Raw genomic sequence first — 17,701 nt, 5'->3', positions numbered from 1 at the left:
ACAGAAGATCGGACACTCTCGCGTCATCGAACGGATATTTCGTTATCTGGCCGCTGATCACGACAACAAATACATGATGATCGACAGCACAATTGTCCGGGCGCATCAGCATAGTGCCGGAGCTCTTAAAAAAGGGGCACGGATCAGGCCATCGGACGGTCACGCGGTGGGTTGACTACAAAGATCCATGCCATCTGCGACGCTCTGGGCAATCCGGTGGAACTCGGTATCACACCGGGACAGGATGCCGATATCACCCAGGCGGAACCACTTCTGGAAAACATCGATCCTGATGCTTTCCTTGCTGACAGGGCGTATGACGCGGACAGGTTGATCGATCGGCTGATACAGCGCGGGATTACCCCGGTCATCCCGCCAAAATGCAACAGAACGACACGACGGAAAACCGATTTCTCTCTACCGCGAACGGAACCTTGTTGAGAGGCTCTTCAATAAACTCAAGCAGTTTCGCGCTATCGCAACCCGCTACGATAAACTGAAATCGAGCTTCCTCACAGCCGTGCAATTCGCCTCAATCATCATCCTGCTTAACTGACGACACGCCGTAGTTCAGATAAAAAATGTCTCCACAAAACCCTGGGCAATTCAGCCGTCAGCCTGATAGCTGAAAACGTGGACCACGAACGCCACCAGATCCGCCTGATCCGGACCAAAACGAGCCGACCGCGAACAATCGCCTGATCCACGCCGGGTGGGAACGCGGCGACATTGCTGGAACGCGCGCCACGCAGCGGTCTCCTGTTCCCCAATCGTGATGGCGCCCCCTATCGCAACGCGGCCTCGAATTACGGGCAGGTCATGCGCCGGGTCGCTGCACGCTGCGAGGCCGAAAGCATACCCTTCACCCGCTTCCGCATCCATGACCTCCGCCACGCCTTCGCCATCCGATGGCTCAAGGCGGGTGGTGACATCTACCGGCTGAGCCGCCATCTGGGACATATATCGGTCAAGACGACCGAAATCTACCTGTCTGCCCTGACGGCGGATGAACTGGACCGCGTGCTGCATGTCGGCACAAAAGACGGCACAGAGACCCCATGACTGTAGCGGTTTTTGTGCACGGTAACCTCTAGACGGCGGCGGAATAGCTGGCTAAAGAGACCTTATGGAGAGGTGGCCGAGCGGTTGAAGGCAGCGGTCTTGAAAACCGCCGTGCGTGTGAGCGTACCGTGGGTTCGAATCCCACCCTCTCCGCCATATTAGCATCCCACCCAGCACCAATCTGTTCCAGAAGGCTTGGTTTTCTCCCCTTCTGTCGGCACTCCCTGTGCCTATTGTTTCATGCTGTTCCGCATTCTTGCAAGCATGAAGCGGCAAGACAGGCGGATGATGCCTTATCCTGTCCGCTTCCCTGCCACCTCAGCGGGGCACGTTAGTGCCCCTCCCCACGCATGCGGGCTTCTTCATCGGCTTTTTCCTGTTCGCGCACCCGGCGTCGGGCCCGCGCACGCAACCACATCCATGCCCCCGTGCCCAGCATGACCGCCCCCGTTACGCCGCATAGATACATCAGCAGCGGATGACGTGAGAGGAACCAGTCCACCCACATCCAGAATGGCAGGTGTCCTACGCTATAGGTGGGCGATGTGCGGTAGGTGGTCAGCTGGCTGCCGTTTTTCAGCACCAGATCACCCTGTATCTGCGGCAGCACCTTGCTGTCATGCAGGCCGGTCACCAGTTCCTCAATCCGGCCGCCATCATCGCCTATCAGCGCCAGGACCGACCGATGTGCCGCGTAGGGCGATTCCGCCCCGATCATGAACGCCGCTCCCTTGACGGGGGCATCAAGGTTGGCCGTAACACCATTGCGCAGGCCAGCGCTGTCCCGGTCCTGAAACAGGTACCAGATGCCCTGCAGCCCCATGTTCTGCCCAACGGCGAGATGGCGGTCATCAATATGATAGGCTGACCGCGACAGCAGCGCAGCCCCGCCCCCCATCTGCTGCACCGGCGCCAGCAGGATCACATCGCCCGAAGGTGGTTTCTGCGCGACCTCATCCGTGCTGGTCAGATGCACTCCCGCAACCGGATAACCCGTAATCGACCCGAAAAAGCCCATCAGGTCCAGATAAGCGCCAAGCGTATCGTGGTCAGGCGTGCGGGGCAGCACTACCGTGGTCTCGCTCAGATCGGCCATGCGCGAGAACGGAAAACCAATCTCGGCAAAATAGGACAGGTTGGGCAGCATGGTGAAATGCACCCCACGCCGGAAGTCGAGCATGGAGTCCGAATCAACCGCCATCTGCACATCGCCGGGCGTGCGGCGGCATGCACCAAAGTCTACCGGGCGGGTATTGAAGCTGAACTGCAGGTCATTCTGCCCGAACAGAAGCCAGGGCGGCATGGCGGTGACATGCCCCACGGCCCCTGCATGCTGGGTCACCATCCGCTCCGACCAGGCCCGCCACAAACTGTTGGGGCGGAGCGAATAGCTCTGGATATAATTATGGTTGAGATGAATATCGAGCCGCGATGCATTGAGGTCCATTACCGCCCCATCAGGCGCACGGAACCACAGATCCATCAGAAAAGGCAGCTGGTGCCAGGTATACAGGTCGGGCGGCAGATGAAAGGGCACATGCAGGGGGGTGCCCACAAAACCCGATGTCTGCAGATCACTTGCAGCAACGAGTTCGCCCAGCCGCACCGGCCGGTCAGTGGGAATGAACGCAGGCGCGTCATAAGGCTGGCGCGGGCGCAGGCTGACATCCTGCACCACGATGGACGGAACATCGCCCAGCGTATCAGGCGAGAACACCAGCTTGCGCGCCGCGATCTCGACCTCCTTCGCATTGCGCCCGGTCACGACAAGGATGGTCCCCCATTTGTCGGCAGGGTTGGCGATCTCCAGCAGGGTTGGTCCTGCTGGCAGATGGCCTTCGTCATCAACCGCAAGGTTCTCGCCAATCTCGATGGCATTCCCCGTATCTGGCAGGGCGGAAGATACGGGAAAGGAAATCTGGTGCGATCCCGCCATCCGGCCCAGCCACGAGGCCACGAGTCCCGCCCCGCGCAGGACCTCCGGTGCCGACGTGGGCGCGGGCAGGACAACGGGCACGCGCATCGCCACCCTCAGGGCGGGGTCAAAGAAAGGCGCGGGCAGGCGTGCAAGTGTGCGTTCAGGTGCTATGCGGGCAGTGGTGAGGGTAATGGTGGACTGGTCCGATATCTTGGCCCACAGCACATCATTGTAAAGATCGTTACAGTCACGCCGGTATTCACCCGCAAAGCGGAAGTTGAGCTTGCTGTCCTCGGTAAAGTAAAGCGGGTCTATGGGGAACTCGACCGGCCCGAAAGTCGGGTGCGTGGGATCGACCCGGATCGTGCCGACATACTGCTCGTTGAGGGTAACGTTGACGGCAGAGGCCTCAGGCAGAAGCGAAGGCGAAATCGCACCAGACAGGCTCAGCGTCGCGTGCGTAACCACGCGGTTGGCCGGCACCACCACATCAAGCCCCTGGAGCGGGGAGATACCGGTCAGGCTCAGCGGCCCGTTGACCAGGCCGAGATCGCGGAAGGCAATGGTGCGCGTGACCTCGGTATCGGCTATGCGCCCGGCAGCGGCGGCATCCACCGGTTGCGGCACGGGCGGCAGATCACCGGAATTGCTGTCGCCCCAGGGCGTTGCGGATGATACGCCCGTGCGGTCAAAAACCGTGGGGTGCACGGGTTCAGCCGCCATGGCAGGAAAGACCGCCAGCACGAGGGATGCAATCAGCGCAGCCGCACCGCCGCGTATGCTGCTGGCATGTGTGGGGGGCACGATCAGGCTCTTCTTTTCCAGCTTTTCTTCCTCTTTCTTTCCTCCGGCTTCCCCCTCATCCCCGCTATCGCCTGCAGGGCTGACATTCCACAGATACGGCGGCGCAAGCAGCCCGCCGATGCTTTTGATTACCTGATAGATACTGTTAAGCGGCCGGTCGTCCTTGAAATCGGCCCAGTTATTCCACGCATCACTGCGCCCGAATACCATGCTCACAACCTGCCGTTCCTCTTCCAGCGTCTCGATCTTCCATTGCAGGTGCAGCCACGAGCCACGCTGGCCCAGAATACGGGCGGGCACGGCCACTTCAATGCCATCCTCGGGGTGGGTATAGCGCAATTCAATATCGACGGGCGTTTCCAGCGTGGTGGACAGGTTAAGCGTAACGCCCGCCCCGCCAAGCGAGATATCGGTTGTATGGGCATGAAAGACATCGCCATTTTCAAAACAGATATCAACCGGCAGCTTGACCCGCACGCGCGGCGCATGCCGGATCTGCCGGGTCTCGCGCCCCACCGCAATGGAGGCCAGCACCACGATCAGGCTGATGGTGATCCATAACGTATTGAGCGCGAAAGACTGGAAGGCCAGTTTCTCGTGATAGTCGAACACCATGCCGAACAGGCCACGCACCATGCCGGCAAACAGGATCAGCGCCATGATGACGTTGGGGTAAACCGCACTGAAATCAAAATAGCCCCGCGCCAGCAGGCCGCCCTTGTCGGTCACGTTAAACTGGCCCTTGTGCGGCTGGAGCAGGGTTACGATGGTAATGCGCACCAGGAACAGCGCGAGCGAGGTTTCATAAATCTCGCTCCAGAAGGAATAGCGCCACCGCCCCTCGATGCGCGAGAGCGTCATGATGGAATGAAAGATATGCGGCAGGGCATAAACCGTAATGCCAAACGGCGAGGCCGCGATGATGTTCTGGCCTAAAAACAGGAACGCCAGCGGCGAGACCAGAAAGGTCACCCTTGGTATGGCAAACAGAAAGTGCGACATGGCCGACAGGTAGCACAGTCGCTGCTCCCACCGCAGGCCACAGCCGAGCATGGGGTTATCAAGCCGCATGATCTGGAGCATGCCGCGCGCCCAGCGCACGCGCTGGCCGATATGCAGGATCAGGCGCTCGGTGGCGAGGCCACCGGCAAGCGGCTGGCGCAGATAGGCGGTGCCCCACCCCTTGCGCTGCATCTTCAGCGCGGTGTGCGCATCCTCGGTTACCGTCTCGGTGGCAAACCCGCCCACGCTGAGCAGGGCTGAGCGGCGGATGGCGGCGCAGGAACCGCAGAAGAAGGTGGCATCCCAGAAATCATTGCCGTCCTGCACCAGGCCATAGAACATGTTGCCCTCGGGCGGCACGTCATAGCCTGCGGCCAGATTGCGCTGGAACGGATCGGGGGAATAGAAGTGATGCGGGGTCTGAAGCAGGGCCAGCTTGGGGTCGGCCACCATCCAGCCAATGGTCTTGAGCAGGAACGAGCGCGTGGGCACATGATCACAATCGAAAATGACCACGAATTCGCCTTTCGTGATCTTCATCGCATGGTTGAGATTGCCCGCCTTGGCATGATTGTTCTCGGAGCGGATAATGTAGCCTGCGCCGGATTCCTTGGCAAAATCATGGAACGCCTTGCGCCGCCCGTCATCGAGAATATAGACGTTGAGCTTGCCCTCGGGCCAGTGCAGGTCCATGGCGCCAAGCACGGTTGAACGCACCAGTTCCAGATCCTCGTTGTAGGAGGGAACGTACACATCGACCATCGGCCAGTCATCAAGGTTGTCAGGCAGGCGGTGGGGCTTGCGGTGGAGCGGCCACGACATCTGGAAATAGCTCAGGCACAGGGTCGAGAGCGCATAACCCTCCGCCAGCAAAAGTGCTACTGACAGCACGCTCTGGAGCAGGCTGGCAAACTGTACCGTGCTGCCCAGCCGCCAGATCAGGTAGCGGAAGGATACGAACAGCGACAGCATCATGAGAATGCAGGTGATATGTCGCCCCGGCCTGCGGTTGAGCAAAAAGAACAGCCCCACCGTGCCAATGGAAATACAGCCCTGCTGCACGGGAGAAACGCTAACGCCCCCCACCGAGACGCAGATGAGCGCCCCCCCAGCCACAAGCACGAAGATCAGCGCCCTCTGCGCGGCGGGCGTGGCTATCAAAGATGCCCCGCCCCACTTCAGCCATAATTCCCTGAACATGATTAACAACCAGATTACCCGAACATAAAGCCCTACAATACGTATATGCATGCCTAAGGGGGCACCAGTGCCCCTGCGGACAGCAGGCTGCTCCCTGCGCTACGGCTGCGCCCTGTTCCCTATAATCGATGGCTCCACAAAAAAAGATTGTGTCTGTTAGGTTTTTCTTAACGAGCCGGAACAGTAAATGAGCAGCCCCCATCACTGCAAGATATTATCTGGTTTTTTCACTTATTTCACAAGCGGATGGCACAGACACGCCGTGCTGTTTATTTTGCCAGTATAAATATTGCAACATGTGGAAGACATGTTTGTATCAGGCACCATTTATCATTTTATTTAATGATGCAACGTAAATTAATTCATAATTTACTTTATCCCGGCCTGCGGCAATCCATGCAAAAAGGCGCCCGACCAGAGGCCAGGCGCCTTTTTCCAATCATACCGGGTGCCGTGACCCGCCTGCGCGTGCAGGGCGGGCCATGGCCGGGTCAGACCGCGCGGCGGCCACCGCCACCACCGCCGGAACGGTTGCCACCGGGGCGACCACCCCGGCCACCACCGGGCGGTCGCCCTCCACCGGCAGGGCGACCGTTGCCACCGGGGCGACCGCCACCGGGCCGACCACCGCCGCCACCACGGCCACGACCGCCGCCGCCGAGCACGGGCGGGCGCATGGTCGAGTTCTCGGCGGCTTCCGAATGGTACGGATGCTCGGACACGACGGGGATCTTCTTGCCGATATTCTTTTCAATATCACGCAGCCAGGCACGCTGCTCGGCATCGCACAGCGACACCGCCCAGCCCTCACGCCCAGCACGCGCCGTGCGCCCGATGCGATGCACATAGCTCTCGGGCACGTTGGGCAGGTCGTAGTTGAACACGTGGGTCACGTCATCCACGTCAATGCCGCGGGCCGCGATATCGGTCGCCACCAGCACCTTCACATTGCCCGAACGGAAGCCGGACATGGCGCGTTCACGCGCACCCTGCGACTTGTTGCCGTGAATGGCCTCGGCAGTGATGCCGTGCTCGTTGAGGAAGGTCGCGACCTTGTTGGCTTCATGCTTCATCAGCGTAAACACCACGGCGCGCTCGACCTTGGGCGAGTCAACGAGCAGCTTCAGCGCCTCGCGCTTGTTGCCGGTATCGACAAACATCACGGCCTGGCGGATGCGGTCCACCGTGCTCGACGGCGGGGTCACCTGCACCGTGGCCGGGTCGCGCAGCAGGCCATGCGCCAGATCCGATATGGTCTTGGGCATGGTGGCCGAGAACAGCAGGGTCTGGCGGTCGGTGGGCAGGGCTGCGACAATCTTGCGGATATCGCGCACGAAGCCCATGTCGAGCATGCGGTCGGCTTCATCGAGCACCAGCACTTCAAGGCCCGACAGGTCGACATGGCCCTGGCCCATCAGGTCAAGCAGGCGGCCGGGGGCGGCGACGAGCACGTCCACGCCACGGCGCAGCGCCTCGATCTGGCGCCCCTGCCCCACGCCACCGAACACGACAGCGTGGCTGAAGCGCATGTGCCGGGCATAGGATGCGAAGCTTTCCCCGATCTGGGAGGCCAGCTCACGCGTGGGGGCCAGCACCAGGGCGCGCGCGCCCTTGGGGTGGGCGCGGCCCTTCTCACGGAAAAGACGGTCAAGGATGGGCAGCGCGAAAGCTGCGGTCTTGCCCGTGCCGGTCTGGGCCAGACCCAGCAGGTCACGGCCTTCGAGCAGGTAGGGAATGGCGCCGGCCTGAATGGGCGTGGGCGTGGCGTAGCCTTCCTCGTCCAGTGCCCGCAGCAGGGGCTCTGCAAGATGAAGATCGGCAAACGTCGTTGTCATGAATGGCGCCTCCTGGCGCAAAAAAACGGGGCAGCGAACCCTTGAGTGCGCTGCATGCCCGGGTGGCGAACCGACAGATGAATCCGAAACCGGCCCCCATATGTATGGGGACACTCGTTCTGTCGTCGCAAGGATATCATGTAAGGAATAAAGGCCGGTCCAGTCTGCTTATGGTCGTGTCCCCCGCGTCAAGGACACGTGCAATCTAGCCAGCACGGGGAACAGGCGCGGTCCGTTCCCGAGCGTGATGCTCTATCGCGTTGCGGGCCCGACCGCAAGCTTTTAATGCGCCTGCCCTGCGCCCGACTTCAGCGCGGGGGGAAGCGGTCGGTCAGGATGACTTCGCTGTCAGGCAGTTTGCCCACGCGGGGGGCCGCCTCCTGCGTGCCCCTGCCGATCACCACGAACATCGCCACCACATGGTTGGGCGGCAGGTTGATCAATTTGCCCACGGCCTCATAATCAAAGCCATCCATCGGGCAGGACTGATAGCCCATGGCGGTGGCAGCAAGCATGAGCGTCTGGGCGGCAAGACCGCAGCTACGCATGGCATCATCCTGCTGCACCCACTCGCGGCCTTCATAATAGCGGGTTATCGTTTGTGCCATCTGCTGCCTGACCGCATCGGGCGCACCGCTGAAATAGCGGGCGGGGTCTTCCTTCCAGGCATTGCGGTCAGCGCACAGCACGATCAGCACCGAGGCCTCGGTCACCTGTGCCTGATCCCACGCCACCTTGCGCAGTTCGCGCCGCAGGGCGGGGTCTTTCACCACCACGAAACGGCAGTGCTGGACATTGAATGCCGAGGGCGCCATGCGGGCCGCCGAGAGCAGGGTGCGCAGTTCGGCATCGCTAAGCCGGTGGTCGGGATCATAGGCGCGGATGGCACGGCGGGTGCGAATGGCTTCAAGTGTGTCCATGGTCGGGTCTCCCCATCGTGGCGCGTTCAGGGGCGCGGGCCGTCCTTGCGCCGCAGCAGGAACAGCGCCTGTTCACCAAACAGGTTGGCCAGCCGGATCGAGCGCCGCCACGGTGCGCGCTCGCCGTCTTCATCAACGGCCATCCATTGCTGCACACCATAACCCTCATCGCGGCACAGCGTCAAAAAGTCGAGAATGGTGCAGGGGTGGATGTTGGGCGTATCGTACCACGGCCTGCTCCACACGCTGGTCATGGGCATGCGCCCGCGCGTGAGCAGTTGCAGGCGCAGCCGCCAGTGCCCGAAGTTGGGGAAGGAGACGATGGCATACCGCCCGATGCGCAGCATCTGGCGCAGCACCTCACGCGGGCGCTCGACGGCCTGGAGCGTGCGCTGCAGCACCACGTAGTCAAAGGCGTTATCGGGGTAATGGGCCAGGTCATGATCCGCATCGCCATGCATGACCGGCAGGCCATGGGCGACCGAGCGGGTCACTTCCTTCATGTCGATCTCGATGCCACGGGCGTCGCAGCCGCTGTTGCGGAACAGGTAGTCGAGCAACGCGCCATCGCCGCTGCCCACGTCAAGCACGCGGGTACGGGGGCGGATCATGCCGGCGATGAGTCGCTGGTCAAGGCGCATGGTCAGGCAATCCCGGCATGTTCGGCGGCTCCGCACAGGAAGCCACGGATGGTACGGTCAAAATCCGGCTCATCAAGCAAAAAGGCATCATGACCCTTGTCGCTCTCGATCTCGACAAACGACACGTTGGCCGCAACCCGGTTGAGCGCGCGCGCCAGCAGGCGTGACTGCGAGGTGGGGAACAGCCAGTCGGATGAAAACGACACGATGCAAAAGCGCGTGCGCGTGCCCGCAAACGGGTGCGACATATCACCATCATGCTCGGCGCCAAGGTCGAAATAATCCATGGCGCGGGTGATGGTGAGGTAGGAATTGGCGTCAAACCGCCGCACGAAGGTCGAGCCCTGGTGGCGCAGATAGCTTTCCACCTCGAACATCTCGCCAAACAGCGAGCCCGGCCCCCCTGCCCCGCCCTTGCCCGGCTCATGGCGCACGCGGCGGCCGAATTTGCGCGTCAGCGCGGCCTCCGAAAGGTAGGTGATGTGCGCCATCATCCGCGCCACCGCCAGCCCGCGTGCCGGGATCTCGCCGCATTCCCAATACCGCCCGCCATGCCATTGCGGATCAGCGAAGATGGCCTGGCGGCTGACCTCGTTGAACGCGATATTCTGGGCGGAATGGAAGGGCGATGTGGCAATGGGCATGGCCGCGAACACGCATTCGGGGTAGGTCGCGGCCCATTCAAGCACCTGCATGCCCCCCATCGAGCCGCCAACGACGGCCAGCAGGCGCGTAATGCCCAGATGCTCGACCAGCAGCTTCTGCGCGCGCACCATGTCGCGGATGGTGATGGGAGGAAAATCCGTGCCCCACGGCTCCTCCGTGCCATCGGGCAGCATGCGCGGGCTGCGCGGCCCGGTGGTGCCCATGCAGCCGCCAAGCACGTTGGCGCAGATGACAAAGAAGCGGTCGGTATCGATCGGCAGGCCGGGGCCGACCATGCGGCTCCACCAGCCCGGCTTGCCGGTGAGCGGATGCGGGTCAGCCAAGTACTGGTCACCCGTTAACGCATGACACACCACGATGGCATTATCCCGCGCGGGCGAGAGCGTGCCATAGGTGCGGTATGCGACCTCGACCGGGGCGAGATGAAAGCCGCAGTCAAGCGGCAGGCCCTCGGCAAAGGTCACGCTCTGGTGCGACAGGCTGGTGGCGGGAATGGCGTTGTCCATTCTGTATCCGGCGTTGCATGAACAGGGATGATGCGCAAAAGGCAGCCCCTGCGTATGGCACCCCTGCCGCGGCCTTGCAAGGTTCATGCCCCCTGACCTGATAATTGCCTGAAAACACCTCTGCATTGACAGGGCAGGAGCGCTTCCTGAAGCTTTTTTATGAAAAAGTTTCAGGAAGAACTTCTACTTTTATTTATACAGAAATGATTAAAACTGTTCCACCTTGCCCACGCCTTCAATGGCCTTGATCATCTGCGCCACCCGCGGGGTCACGCGGTAGCGCTCGGCCAGGGTCAGTTCCACATCCTGCGTGGCGGCGACCGAGGGCAGCAGAATCACCCGCCCGCGCCCGCTGCCATGGCCAAGCAGCACATCACGGATTGGCTCGATGGCCTCGGCCTGATCAAACCAGATGCGCAGTTCCGCTGCCGCCTCTGCCGCCGCCTGCTCGAGTTCCATCACGTCGGATGCAGTAATGCGCAGCGCCTCGCCTTCGAGCTTGAGGTCGGCGGTGACCACCACCGCATTGCCCGCCACCAGAATTTCGCGCGCGCGCGACAGCACCTCCGAGAAGAACGTGACCTCACACCCGCCAGAAGCATCAGACAGGCGCACCCACGCCATCTTGTTGCCCGTGCGCGTGGGGCGCTCCTTGCGGTCGACCACGCAGCCCGCGATCTTGACCCGCCCGATCCCGGCCTGTGCCGCAGCCTCCAGGCCCGTGGCGCGGATTGCGCCGAGCCTGCGCATGAGCGGGCCGTAGGAATCCAGCGGATGGCCGGTCAGGTGAAAGCCGATGGCATCCGCCTCCATGTTCAGCCGCTCGAATTCCGGCCAGTCGGCGCAGCGCGGCATGCGTAGCGGCTCGCGCTGGGCGGGTGCGCCACTGCCGCCGCCAAACAGGCCGATCTGCCCGCTTGCCGCCTCCTGCGCGTTGGCCTGCGCACGGCGCATCACGGTCTCGGCCGCCCCACAGGCCTGCGCGCGGTTGGGCAGGATGGTGTCGAACGCGCCCGCGCGGGCCAGATTTTCAAGCTGCATCTTGTTGACCTGCCTGGGGTCAAGACGGGCGGCAAGGTCCTCAAGGTCGGTAAAGGGTTTGTTGCCACGCACCGCCACCAGCGACTGCATGGCACCCAGCCCCACCTTTTTTATCGCCGCCAGCGCGTAGCGGATGCCATAGGTCTGGCCATCGGGCAGTTTTTCCACCGTAAAATCAGCGCCGGACGCATTGATGTCAGGCGGCAGGAGCGGAATGCCCAGCCGGTCGGCCTCCTGCCGCAGGCCGGCCAGTTTGTCGGTTTTTTCCCGGGCGAGCGACATGCATGCGGCGATGAAGGCCACGGGATGGTTCGCCTTCATCCATGCGGTCTGGTACGACACCAGCGCATAGGCGGCAGCATGTGATTTGTTGAAGCCATAATCAGCAAACTTGGCCATGAGGTCGAACACCTCGGCGGCCTTGTCGCGCTCGATGCCGCGCTTCATCGCCCCTTCGGTAAAGATCACGCGCTGGCGGTCCATCTCGGCGCGGATCTTCTTGCCCATGGCGCGCCGCAGCAGGTCGGCCCCGCCAAGGCTGTAGCCCGCCATCTTCTGGGCAATCTGCATGACCTGTTCCTGATAGACCATGATGCCGTAGGTCTCTTCAAGAATGTCACGGATTTCCTCGTGCGGCGGCTCCCATGCCTCGCCATGCTTGCGGCGGCAGTAATCGGGGATGTTGGCCATGGGGCCGGGGCGGTACAGGGCCACGGCGGCAATCAGGTCTTCGAGCCGGGTCGGGCGCATCTGCTTGAGCACGTCGCGCATGCCAGCGCCTTCAAACTGGAACACGCCCGCCGTATCGCCGCGTGCCAGCATGTCGTAGGTCAGTTCGTCATCCAGCGGCAGGGCAGACAGATCAACCTCAATGCCCATGCCATGCAGGAACTGCACAGCGCGTTGCAAGATGGTGAGCGTGGTCAGGCCGAGAAAGTCGAATTTGACCAGCCCCGCCTGCTCCACGAACTTCATGTTATACTGCGTGACCAGCATCTCGCTCTTGGGGTCGCGGTAGAGCGGCACCAGTTCCACGAGTTCGCGGTCACCAATCACAACGCCTGCGGCATGGGTGCTGGCATGGCGGAACAGGCCTTCAAGCTGCTGGCCAATTTCCAGCAGCCGGCGGATGGCCTCGTCCTCGTCGCGCATTTCCTGCAGGCGCGGCTCGCCCTCGATCGCCTGCTTGAGGGTTACCGGCTGGGCTGGGTTATTGGGGATGAGTTCAGCCACGCGGTTGACCATGCCGAATGGCAGGCCGAGCACGCGCCCCACGTCACGCACGGCGGCGCGGGCCTGCAGCTTACCGAACGTGATGATCTGGGCCACGCGGTCCGGGCCGTATTCACTGCGGACGTAGCTGATGACCTCATCACGCCGGTCCTGACAGAAATCGATATCGAAATCCGGCATCGACACGCGCTCGGGGTTGAGAAAGCGCTCGAACAGCAGGTTGAAGGGAATGGGGTCGATATCGGTAATGGTCAGCGCCCAGGCCGCGAGTGAGCCCGCACCCGAGCCACGCCCCGGCCCTACGGGAATATCATGCGCCTTGGCCCACTGGATGAAGTCGGCCACGATCATGAAGTAGCCGGGAAAACCCATCTGAGCGATAATATCGAGTTCGAACGCCAGACGTTCCTCGTATTTCGTGCGCGTCTCGTCATCCACGCTCATGCGCGACAGGCGGTTTTTCAGGCCGGTAATGGCCATGTTGCGCAGGGTTTCATCCTCGGTCTTGCCGGGCTGCACCTTGGGGCACATGGGCAGCAGGGGCTTGCGCGTTTCCACCTGCACTGCGCAGCAGCGCGCGATCTCGAGCGTGTTGTCACAGGCCTCGGGCAGATCGGCAAAGAGTTCGCGCATCACCTGAGGCGGCTTGAACCAGTGCTCGGGAGTGACGCGCCAGCGGTCGCGCTCGGCCATGGTGCGGCCCTGGGCAATGCACAGCAGCGCATCATGCGCCTCGTACATGTCAGGCCGGGGGAAGAAGCATTCATTGGTGGCAACCAGTGGCAGGCCCATGCGGTCGGCCATGGCGATCATGCCCGGCTCCACCGCGCGCTCGGCCGCCTGCCCGTGGCGGTGCAGTTCGACTGCCATGTGGCTGCCATAAGCCTCATGCAGGCGGTCCATGAAGCGGGCGGCTTCCTTCTCCTGACCTTCAGCCAGCATGTGAAACAGAGGCCCACGGCTGCCGCCGGTGAGCAGAAACAGCCCGCCCGCGCGTTCGCATAACTGGTCGAGTGTTACGGTTGGCTCATCCGTCTCGTGCTGCAAAAAACCGGCGGAGGACAGGAACTGCAGATTGGCCAGCCCCTCGGGGTTACGCGCCAGCAGCACCAGCGGCTCGGCGGGCATGCCGGGCTTGTCACTGCGCGAAGGGAGCGCGAGCTGGCAGCCGATGATGGGCTGCACGCCCTTCTTGCCGCAATACTGCGAGAATTCAAGCGCGCCAAACATGTTGCCCGTATCGGTTATGGCAACGGCGGGCATGCGCATGTCATGCGCCAGCGCCACCAGCTCGGGCACGCGGATGGCCCCCTGGCTCAGGGAATAGGCGGAGTGGACGCGCAGATGGACAAAATCGGCATGGGACATGCGGCCATTCTAACGCACCCGGAGCGCGATGTGCACTCCCTTGACACGACCGCAAAGCGGTGAAGATGGCGTGCAGGCCGCCTGCGTGCTCAATGGGCCTGCAAGCCTGTCAGTCCCGTATTGTCGGGTGCGAGGGGGTTAGCCCTCCACCGGCACCACCTTTCCGTCACGCAGGGTCACGATGCGGTCCATGCGGCGGGCAAGATCCATGTTATGGGTGGCGATCAGGGCGGCCACGCCATGGGCGCGCACGGTAACCAGCAGGGCATCGAACACGGCATCGGATGTATTGACATCCAGGTTGCCCGTTGGCTCATCGGCCAGCAGCACATGCGGGCGGTTGGCCAGCGCGCGGGCAATGGCCACGCGCTGCTTCTCCCCGCCCGAAAGCTTGCCCGGCAGGTGGTCCAGCCGATGCGCCAGCCCAAAATCGGCCAGCAGTTCATCCGCCCGCGCCCGTGCCTGCCCGCGTGGCACGCCCGCGATCATCTGCGGGATCATGACATTCTCGCGCGCGGTGAACTCAGCCAGCAGGTGATGGAACTGATAGACAAACCCGATCCGGTCGCGCCGCAGTTCCGTGCGCCCGCCATCAGGCAGCGTGCCTGCATCCTGCCCTGCCAGCAGCACGCAGCCTGCATCGGGTTTTTCCAGCAGGCCCGCCACATGCAGCAAGGTGGATTTGCCAGTGCCCGAGGGAGCCACAAGCGCCACGATCTCGCCGCCATGCAGCGTAAGATCGGCCCCGCTCAGCACCTCAAGCGTTTCCTCGCCGCTGATATAGCGGCGCACCACGCCATCAAGGTGCAGCGGCGGGGCGGTGGTCACAGTGTTATTCATGGCGCAGGGCCTCCACCGGGTCAGTCTTGGCCGCCCGCCATGAGGGGTAGAGTGTGGCCAGCAGCGAGAGCACCAGCGCCATGCCGATCACCTCGATCACCTGCGACCACACGAGCTTGGCGGGCAGGTGCTCGAGGTAATACACCTCGGCATTGAACAGGTCGGTGCCGGTCATGCGCTGGAGCAACTGGCGGATCCGCTCGATGTTGAGGCAGAACACAATGCCCAGAGCGGTGCCGACAAACGTGCCCGTTATCCCCACCGAGGCCCCGCACATGAGGAAGATGCGCATGATGGCGCCCCGCGTGGCGCCGAGCGTGCGCAGCACGGCAATATCGGCGCTCTTGTCCTTGACCATCATGATCAGCGAGGAAATGACGTTGAAGGCAGCGACAAGGATGATGAGCGTCAGGATCAGGAACATCACGTTCTGTTCCACCTGCACCGCGCCGAAGAAGGCGTTGTTGCTCTGGGTCCAGTCCATGACGCGGACCTCCCCATTCATCGCCTTTTCAATCGCCTCGCGGATGGGGATGACGTTTTCCGCATCCTTTGTCATCACCTGCACCTGCGTCACCTGCCCCGGTAGCTGGAAGTAAACCTGAGCCGCATGCAGCGGCAGGAACACGTAGCTGGAATTATAGTCGCTCACGCCTGCATCAAAGATCCCCACCACGCGGTAGGCGCGCACGCGCGGCATGGTGCCAAAGGCGGTGGCCGCCCCCTGTGGCGAGACAAGGGTGAGCCTGCCACCCACGGTCAGCCCTGCCCGCTCGGCCAGCGTGGTGCCGACAACGATCGTGTCATCGCCACCAAAGTCATCGAGGCTGCCCGCAACAAGGTTGTCGCTGACCTCGTGCAGCCCCACCAGGTCGGCCCGCGTCATGCCGCGCACCAGCCCGCCCGCGTTGTAGCTGCCCGAATTGAGCAGCACCTGCGATTCAACCAAAGGCGCCGCCGAAACCACGCCCGGCACGCCGCGCACGCGCCCGGCCACGGCATCATAATCGCTGATGGTGCGGCTCAGGCCATACACGCTCAGGTCGCCATTAAGGCCCAGGATGCGGCCCAGCAGGTCGGCCTTGAACCCGTTCATGACCGACATCACGATAATCAGCGTGGCAACGCCAAGCGCGATCCCGACCAGCGAAAAGATCGCGATGATGGAAACGAACCGCTCCCCCCGCCGGGCCCGCAGGTAGCGCCCGGCGATCATCCGCTCGAAGGGACCGAACATGCTCAGCCCTGCAGCTTTGCAATAAGGGCCAGCGCGCCTTCTGCCGTCTCCTCGGTGCGCTCGCCGGTGCGGCGGTTCTTGACTTCCACCTTGCCTTCCTTCGCCCCGCGCGGGCCCACGATCAGCTGCCACGGGTGGCCCATCAGGTCGGCATCGGCAAACTTGGCACCAGCGCGCTCGGCGCGGTCATCATACAGCACGGCCCTGGGTGCTGCGGCGTAAAGCTGCTCGCACAGCGCGTCGCACTGGGCATCACCATTCTTGAGGTTGATGATGACCGCCTTGAAGGGCGCAACCGATTCCGGCCAGATGATGCCGTTTTCATCATGGCTGGCCTCGATGATGGCCGCGACAAGGCGCGAGACGCCAATGCCGTAGGAACCCATCTCGGGGTAGAGCGGCGCGCCATCGGGGCCGCTGACCGCAATATCCATGGACTGGGTGTATTTACGCCCGAAGTTGAAGATATGCCCTACCTCGATGCCACGGCCCTCGCGCTGGCGCGCGGCAGACACTTCGGCCCAGGCTGCGGCGTCATGCATCTCGTCAGTGGCGGCATAAAACGAGGTCATGCGCGTGAAGAATTTTTCCAGCGAGGCCCGGTCGTTGATGTCCACGTCCTCGGCCAGCCAGTCCTGATCCTCGAGCGCACTGTCAAAGAACACGCCGCTCTCGCCCGTGGGGGCAAGGATGAGGAACTCATGGCTCAGTTCGCCGCCAATCGGCCCGGTATCGGCCCGCATGGGGATGGCACGCACACCAAGGCGCTGGAAAGTTCGCAGATAGGCCAGCATCATGCGGCGATAGGTATCGACTGCCGATGCCGTGTCGAGGTCGAAGCTGTAGCCGTCCTTCATGTAGAACTCGCGGCCACGCATCACGCCAAAGCGGGGGCGCACCTCATCACGGAACTTCCACTGGATCTGGTAGAGAACCTGCGGCAGTTCCTTGTAGGACTTGACCACCTGACCGAAGATATCGGTAATCATTTCCTCATTGGTGGGGCCGAACAGCATGTCGCGCTCGTGGCGGTCGCGGATGCGCAGCATCTCGGGGCCGTAATCATCATACCGGCCCGAGCGCTTCCACAACTCGGCGGACTGCATGGTGGGCATCAGCACTTCCTGCGCGCCTGCTGCATCCTGCTCTTCGCGCACGATATTGGCGATGTTCTCCAGCACGCGCAGGCCAGCGGGCAGCCAGGCATAGATGCCGGCCGATGTCTGGCGAATCATGCCCGCGCGCAGCATGAGCCGGTGCGAGGTGATCTGGGCCTCGGCCGGATTTTCCTTGAGAGTCGGCAGAAAACTGCGGGACAGACGCATATCCGTATGAACCTTGACGTATGAGAACCGATAACGCTGCGGACCCTAGACCAATCGCAACGCCCGTGGAATGGGGCATATGCGCCGCGCACCTCCACATTAC

10 protein-coding genes, 1 tRNA gene and 1 pseudogene are annotated in these 17,701 nt (G+C 62.5%); 3 read left to right on the top strand and 9 right to left on the bottom strand.

Features of this window, described 5'->3' with window-relative positions; all coding sequences use genetic code 11:
- Positions 1-16 precede the first annotated feature (16 nt).
- From FMA36_RS19455 to FMA36_RS11055, 3 genes and pseudogenes are all read left to right on the top strand, one after another.
- Positions 17-556, top strand: a pseudogene (locus FMA36_RS19455) (IS5 family transposase); the annotation flags it as partial.
- A gap of 173 nt (positions 557-729) precedes the next feature.
- Positions 730-1,062, top strand: coding sequence for a site-specific integrase (locus FMA36_RS11060; protein WP_240906335.1), 333 nt, complete (start codon positions 730-732; stop codon positions 1,060-1,062).
- 66 nt (positions 1,063-1,128) lie between these two features.
- Positions 1,129-1,218: transfer RNA gene (locus FMA36_RS11055), tRNA-Ser, on the top strand.
- Positions 1,219-1,393: 175 nt separating this feature from the next.
- Here the strand turns inward: FMA36_RS11055 and bcsA are convergent.
- From bcsA to proS, 9 genes are all read right to left on the bottom strand, one after another.
- Positions 1,394-5,986, bottom strand: a complete 4,593-nt coding sequence (bcsA, locus tag FMA36_RS11050) for a UDP-forming cellulose synthase catalytic subunit (RefSeq protein ID WP_159262337.1) — start codon at positions 5,984-5,986, stop codon at positions 1,394-1,396.
- 491 nt (positions 5,987-6,477) lie between these two features.
- Positions 6,478-7,821: a DEAD/DEAH box helicase gene (locus tag FMA36_RS11045; protein WP_159262336.1), complete on the bottom strand. Its 1,344-nt coding sequence runs from the start codon at positions 7,819-7,821 to the stop codon at positions 6,478-6,480.
- Between the two features lie 308 nt (positions 7,822-8,129).
- Complete coding sequence (locus FMA36_RS11040) at positions 8,130-8,741, bottom strand: nitroreductase family protein (protein WP_159262335.1); 612 nt, start codon at positions 8,739-8,741, stop codon at positions 8,130-8,132.
- 26 nt (positions 8,742-8,767) lie between these two features.
- Positions 8,768-9,382 (bottom strand): methionine biosynthesis protein MetW, encoded by a 615-nt coding sequence (metW, locus tag FMA36_RS11035; RefSeq protein ID WP_078524387.1) that lies wholly within the window; start codon positions 9,380-9,382, stop codon positions 8,768-8,770.
- A gap of 2 nt (positions 9,383-9,384) precedes the next feature.
- Entirely contained in the window at positions 9,385-10,554 is a 1,170-nt protein-coding gene (gene metX, locus FMA36_RS11030; protein WP_159262334.1) for a homoserine O-acetyltransferase MetX, read from the bottom strand.
- A gap of 207 nt (positions 10,555-10,761) precedes the next feature.
- Complete coding sequence (dnaE, locus tag FMA36_RS11025; RefSeq protein WP_159262333.1) at positions 10,762-14,196, bottom strand: DNA polymerase III subunit alpha; 3,435 nt, start codon at positions 14,194-14,196, stop codon at positions 10,762-10,764.
- 138 nt (positions 14,197-14,334) lie between these two features.
- Positions 14,335-15,036, bottom strand: coding sequence for an ABC transporter ATP-binding protein (locus tag FMA36_RS11020; protein ID WP_159262332.1), 702 nt, complete (start codon positions 15,034-15,036; stop codon positions 14,335-14,337).
- Positions 15,029-16,273: a lipoprotein-releasing ABC transporter permease subunit gene (locus tag FMA36_RS11015; RefSeq protein WP_159262331.1), complete on the bottom strand. Its 1,245-nt coding sequence runs from the start codon at positions 16,271-16,273 to the stop codon at positions 15,029-15,031. The genes FMA36_RS11020 and FMA36_RS11015 overlap by 8 nt, the downstream gene beginning before the upstream one ends.
- 2 nt (positions 16,274-16,275) lie before the next feature.
- Positions 16,276-17,598 (bottom strand): proline--tRNA ligase, encoded by a 1,323-nt coding sequence (gene proS / locus FMA36_RS11010; RefSeq protein WP_159262330.1) that lies wholly within the window; start codon positions 17,596-17,598, stop codon positions 16,276-16,278.
- Positions 17,599-17,701 lie beyond the last annotated feature (103 nt).

Source organism: Komagataeibacter xylinus, from assembly GCF_009834365.1.
In the GTDB taxonomy this organism is placed as follows: domain Bacteria; phylum Pseudomonadota; class Alphaproteobacteria; order Acetobacterales; family Acetobacteraceae; genus Komagataeibacter; species Komagataeibacter xylinus_D.
This window is presented reverse-complemented; position numbering and strand designations above follow the sequence as displayed.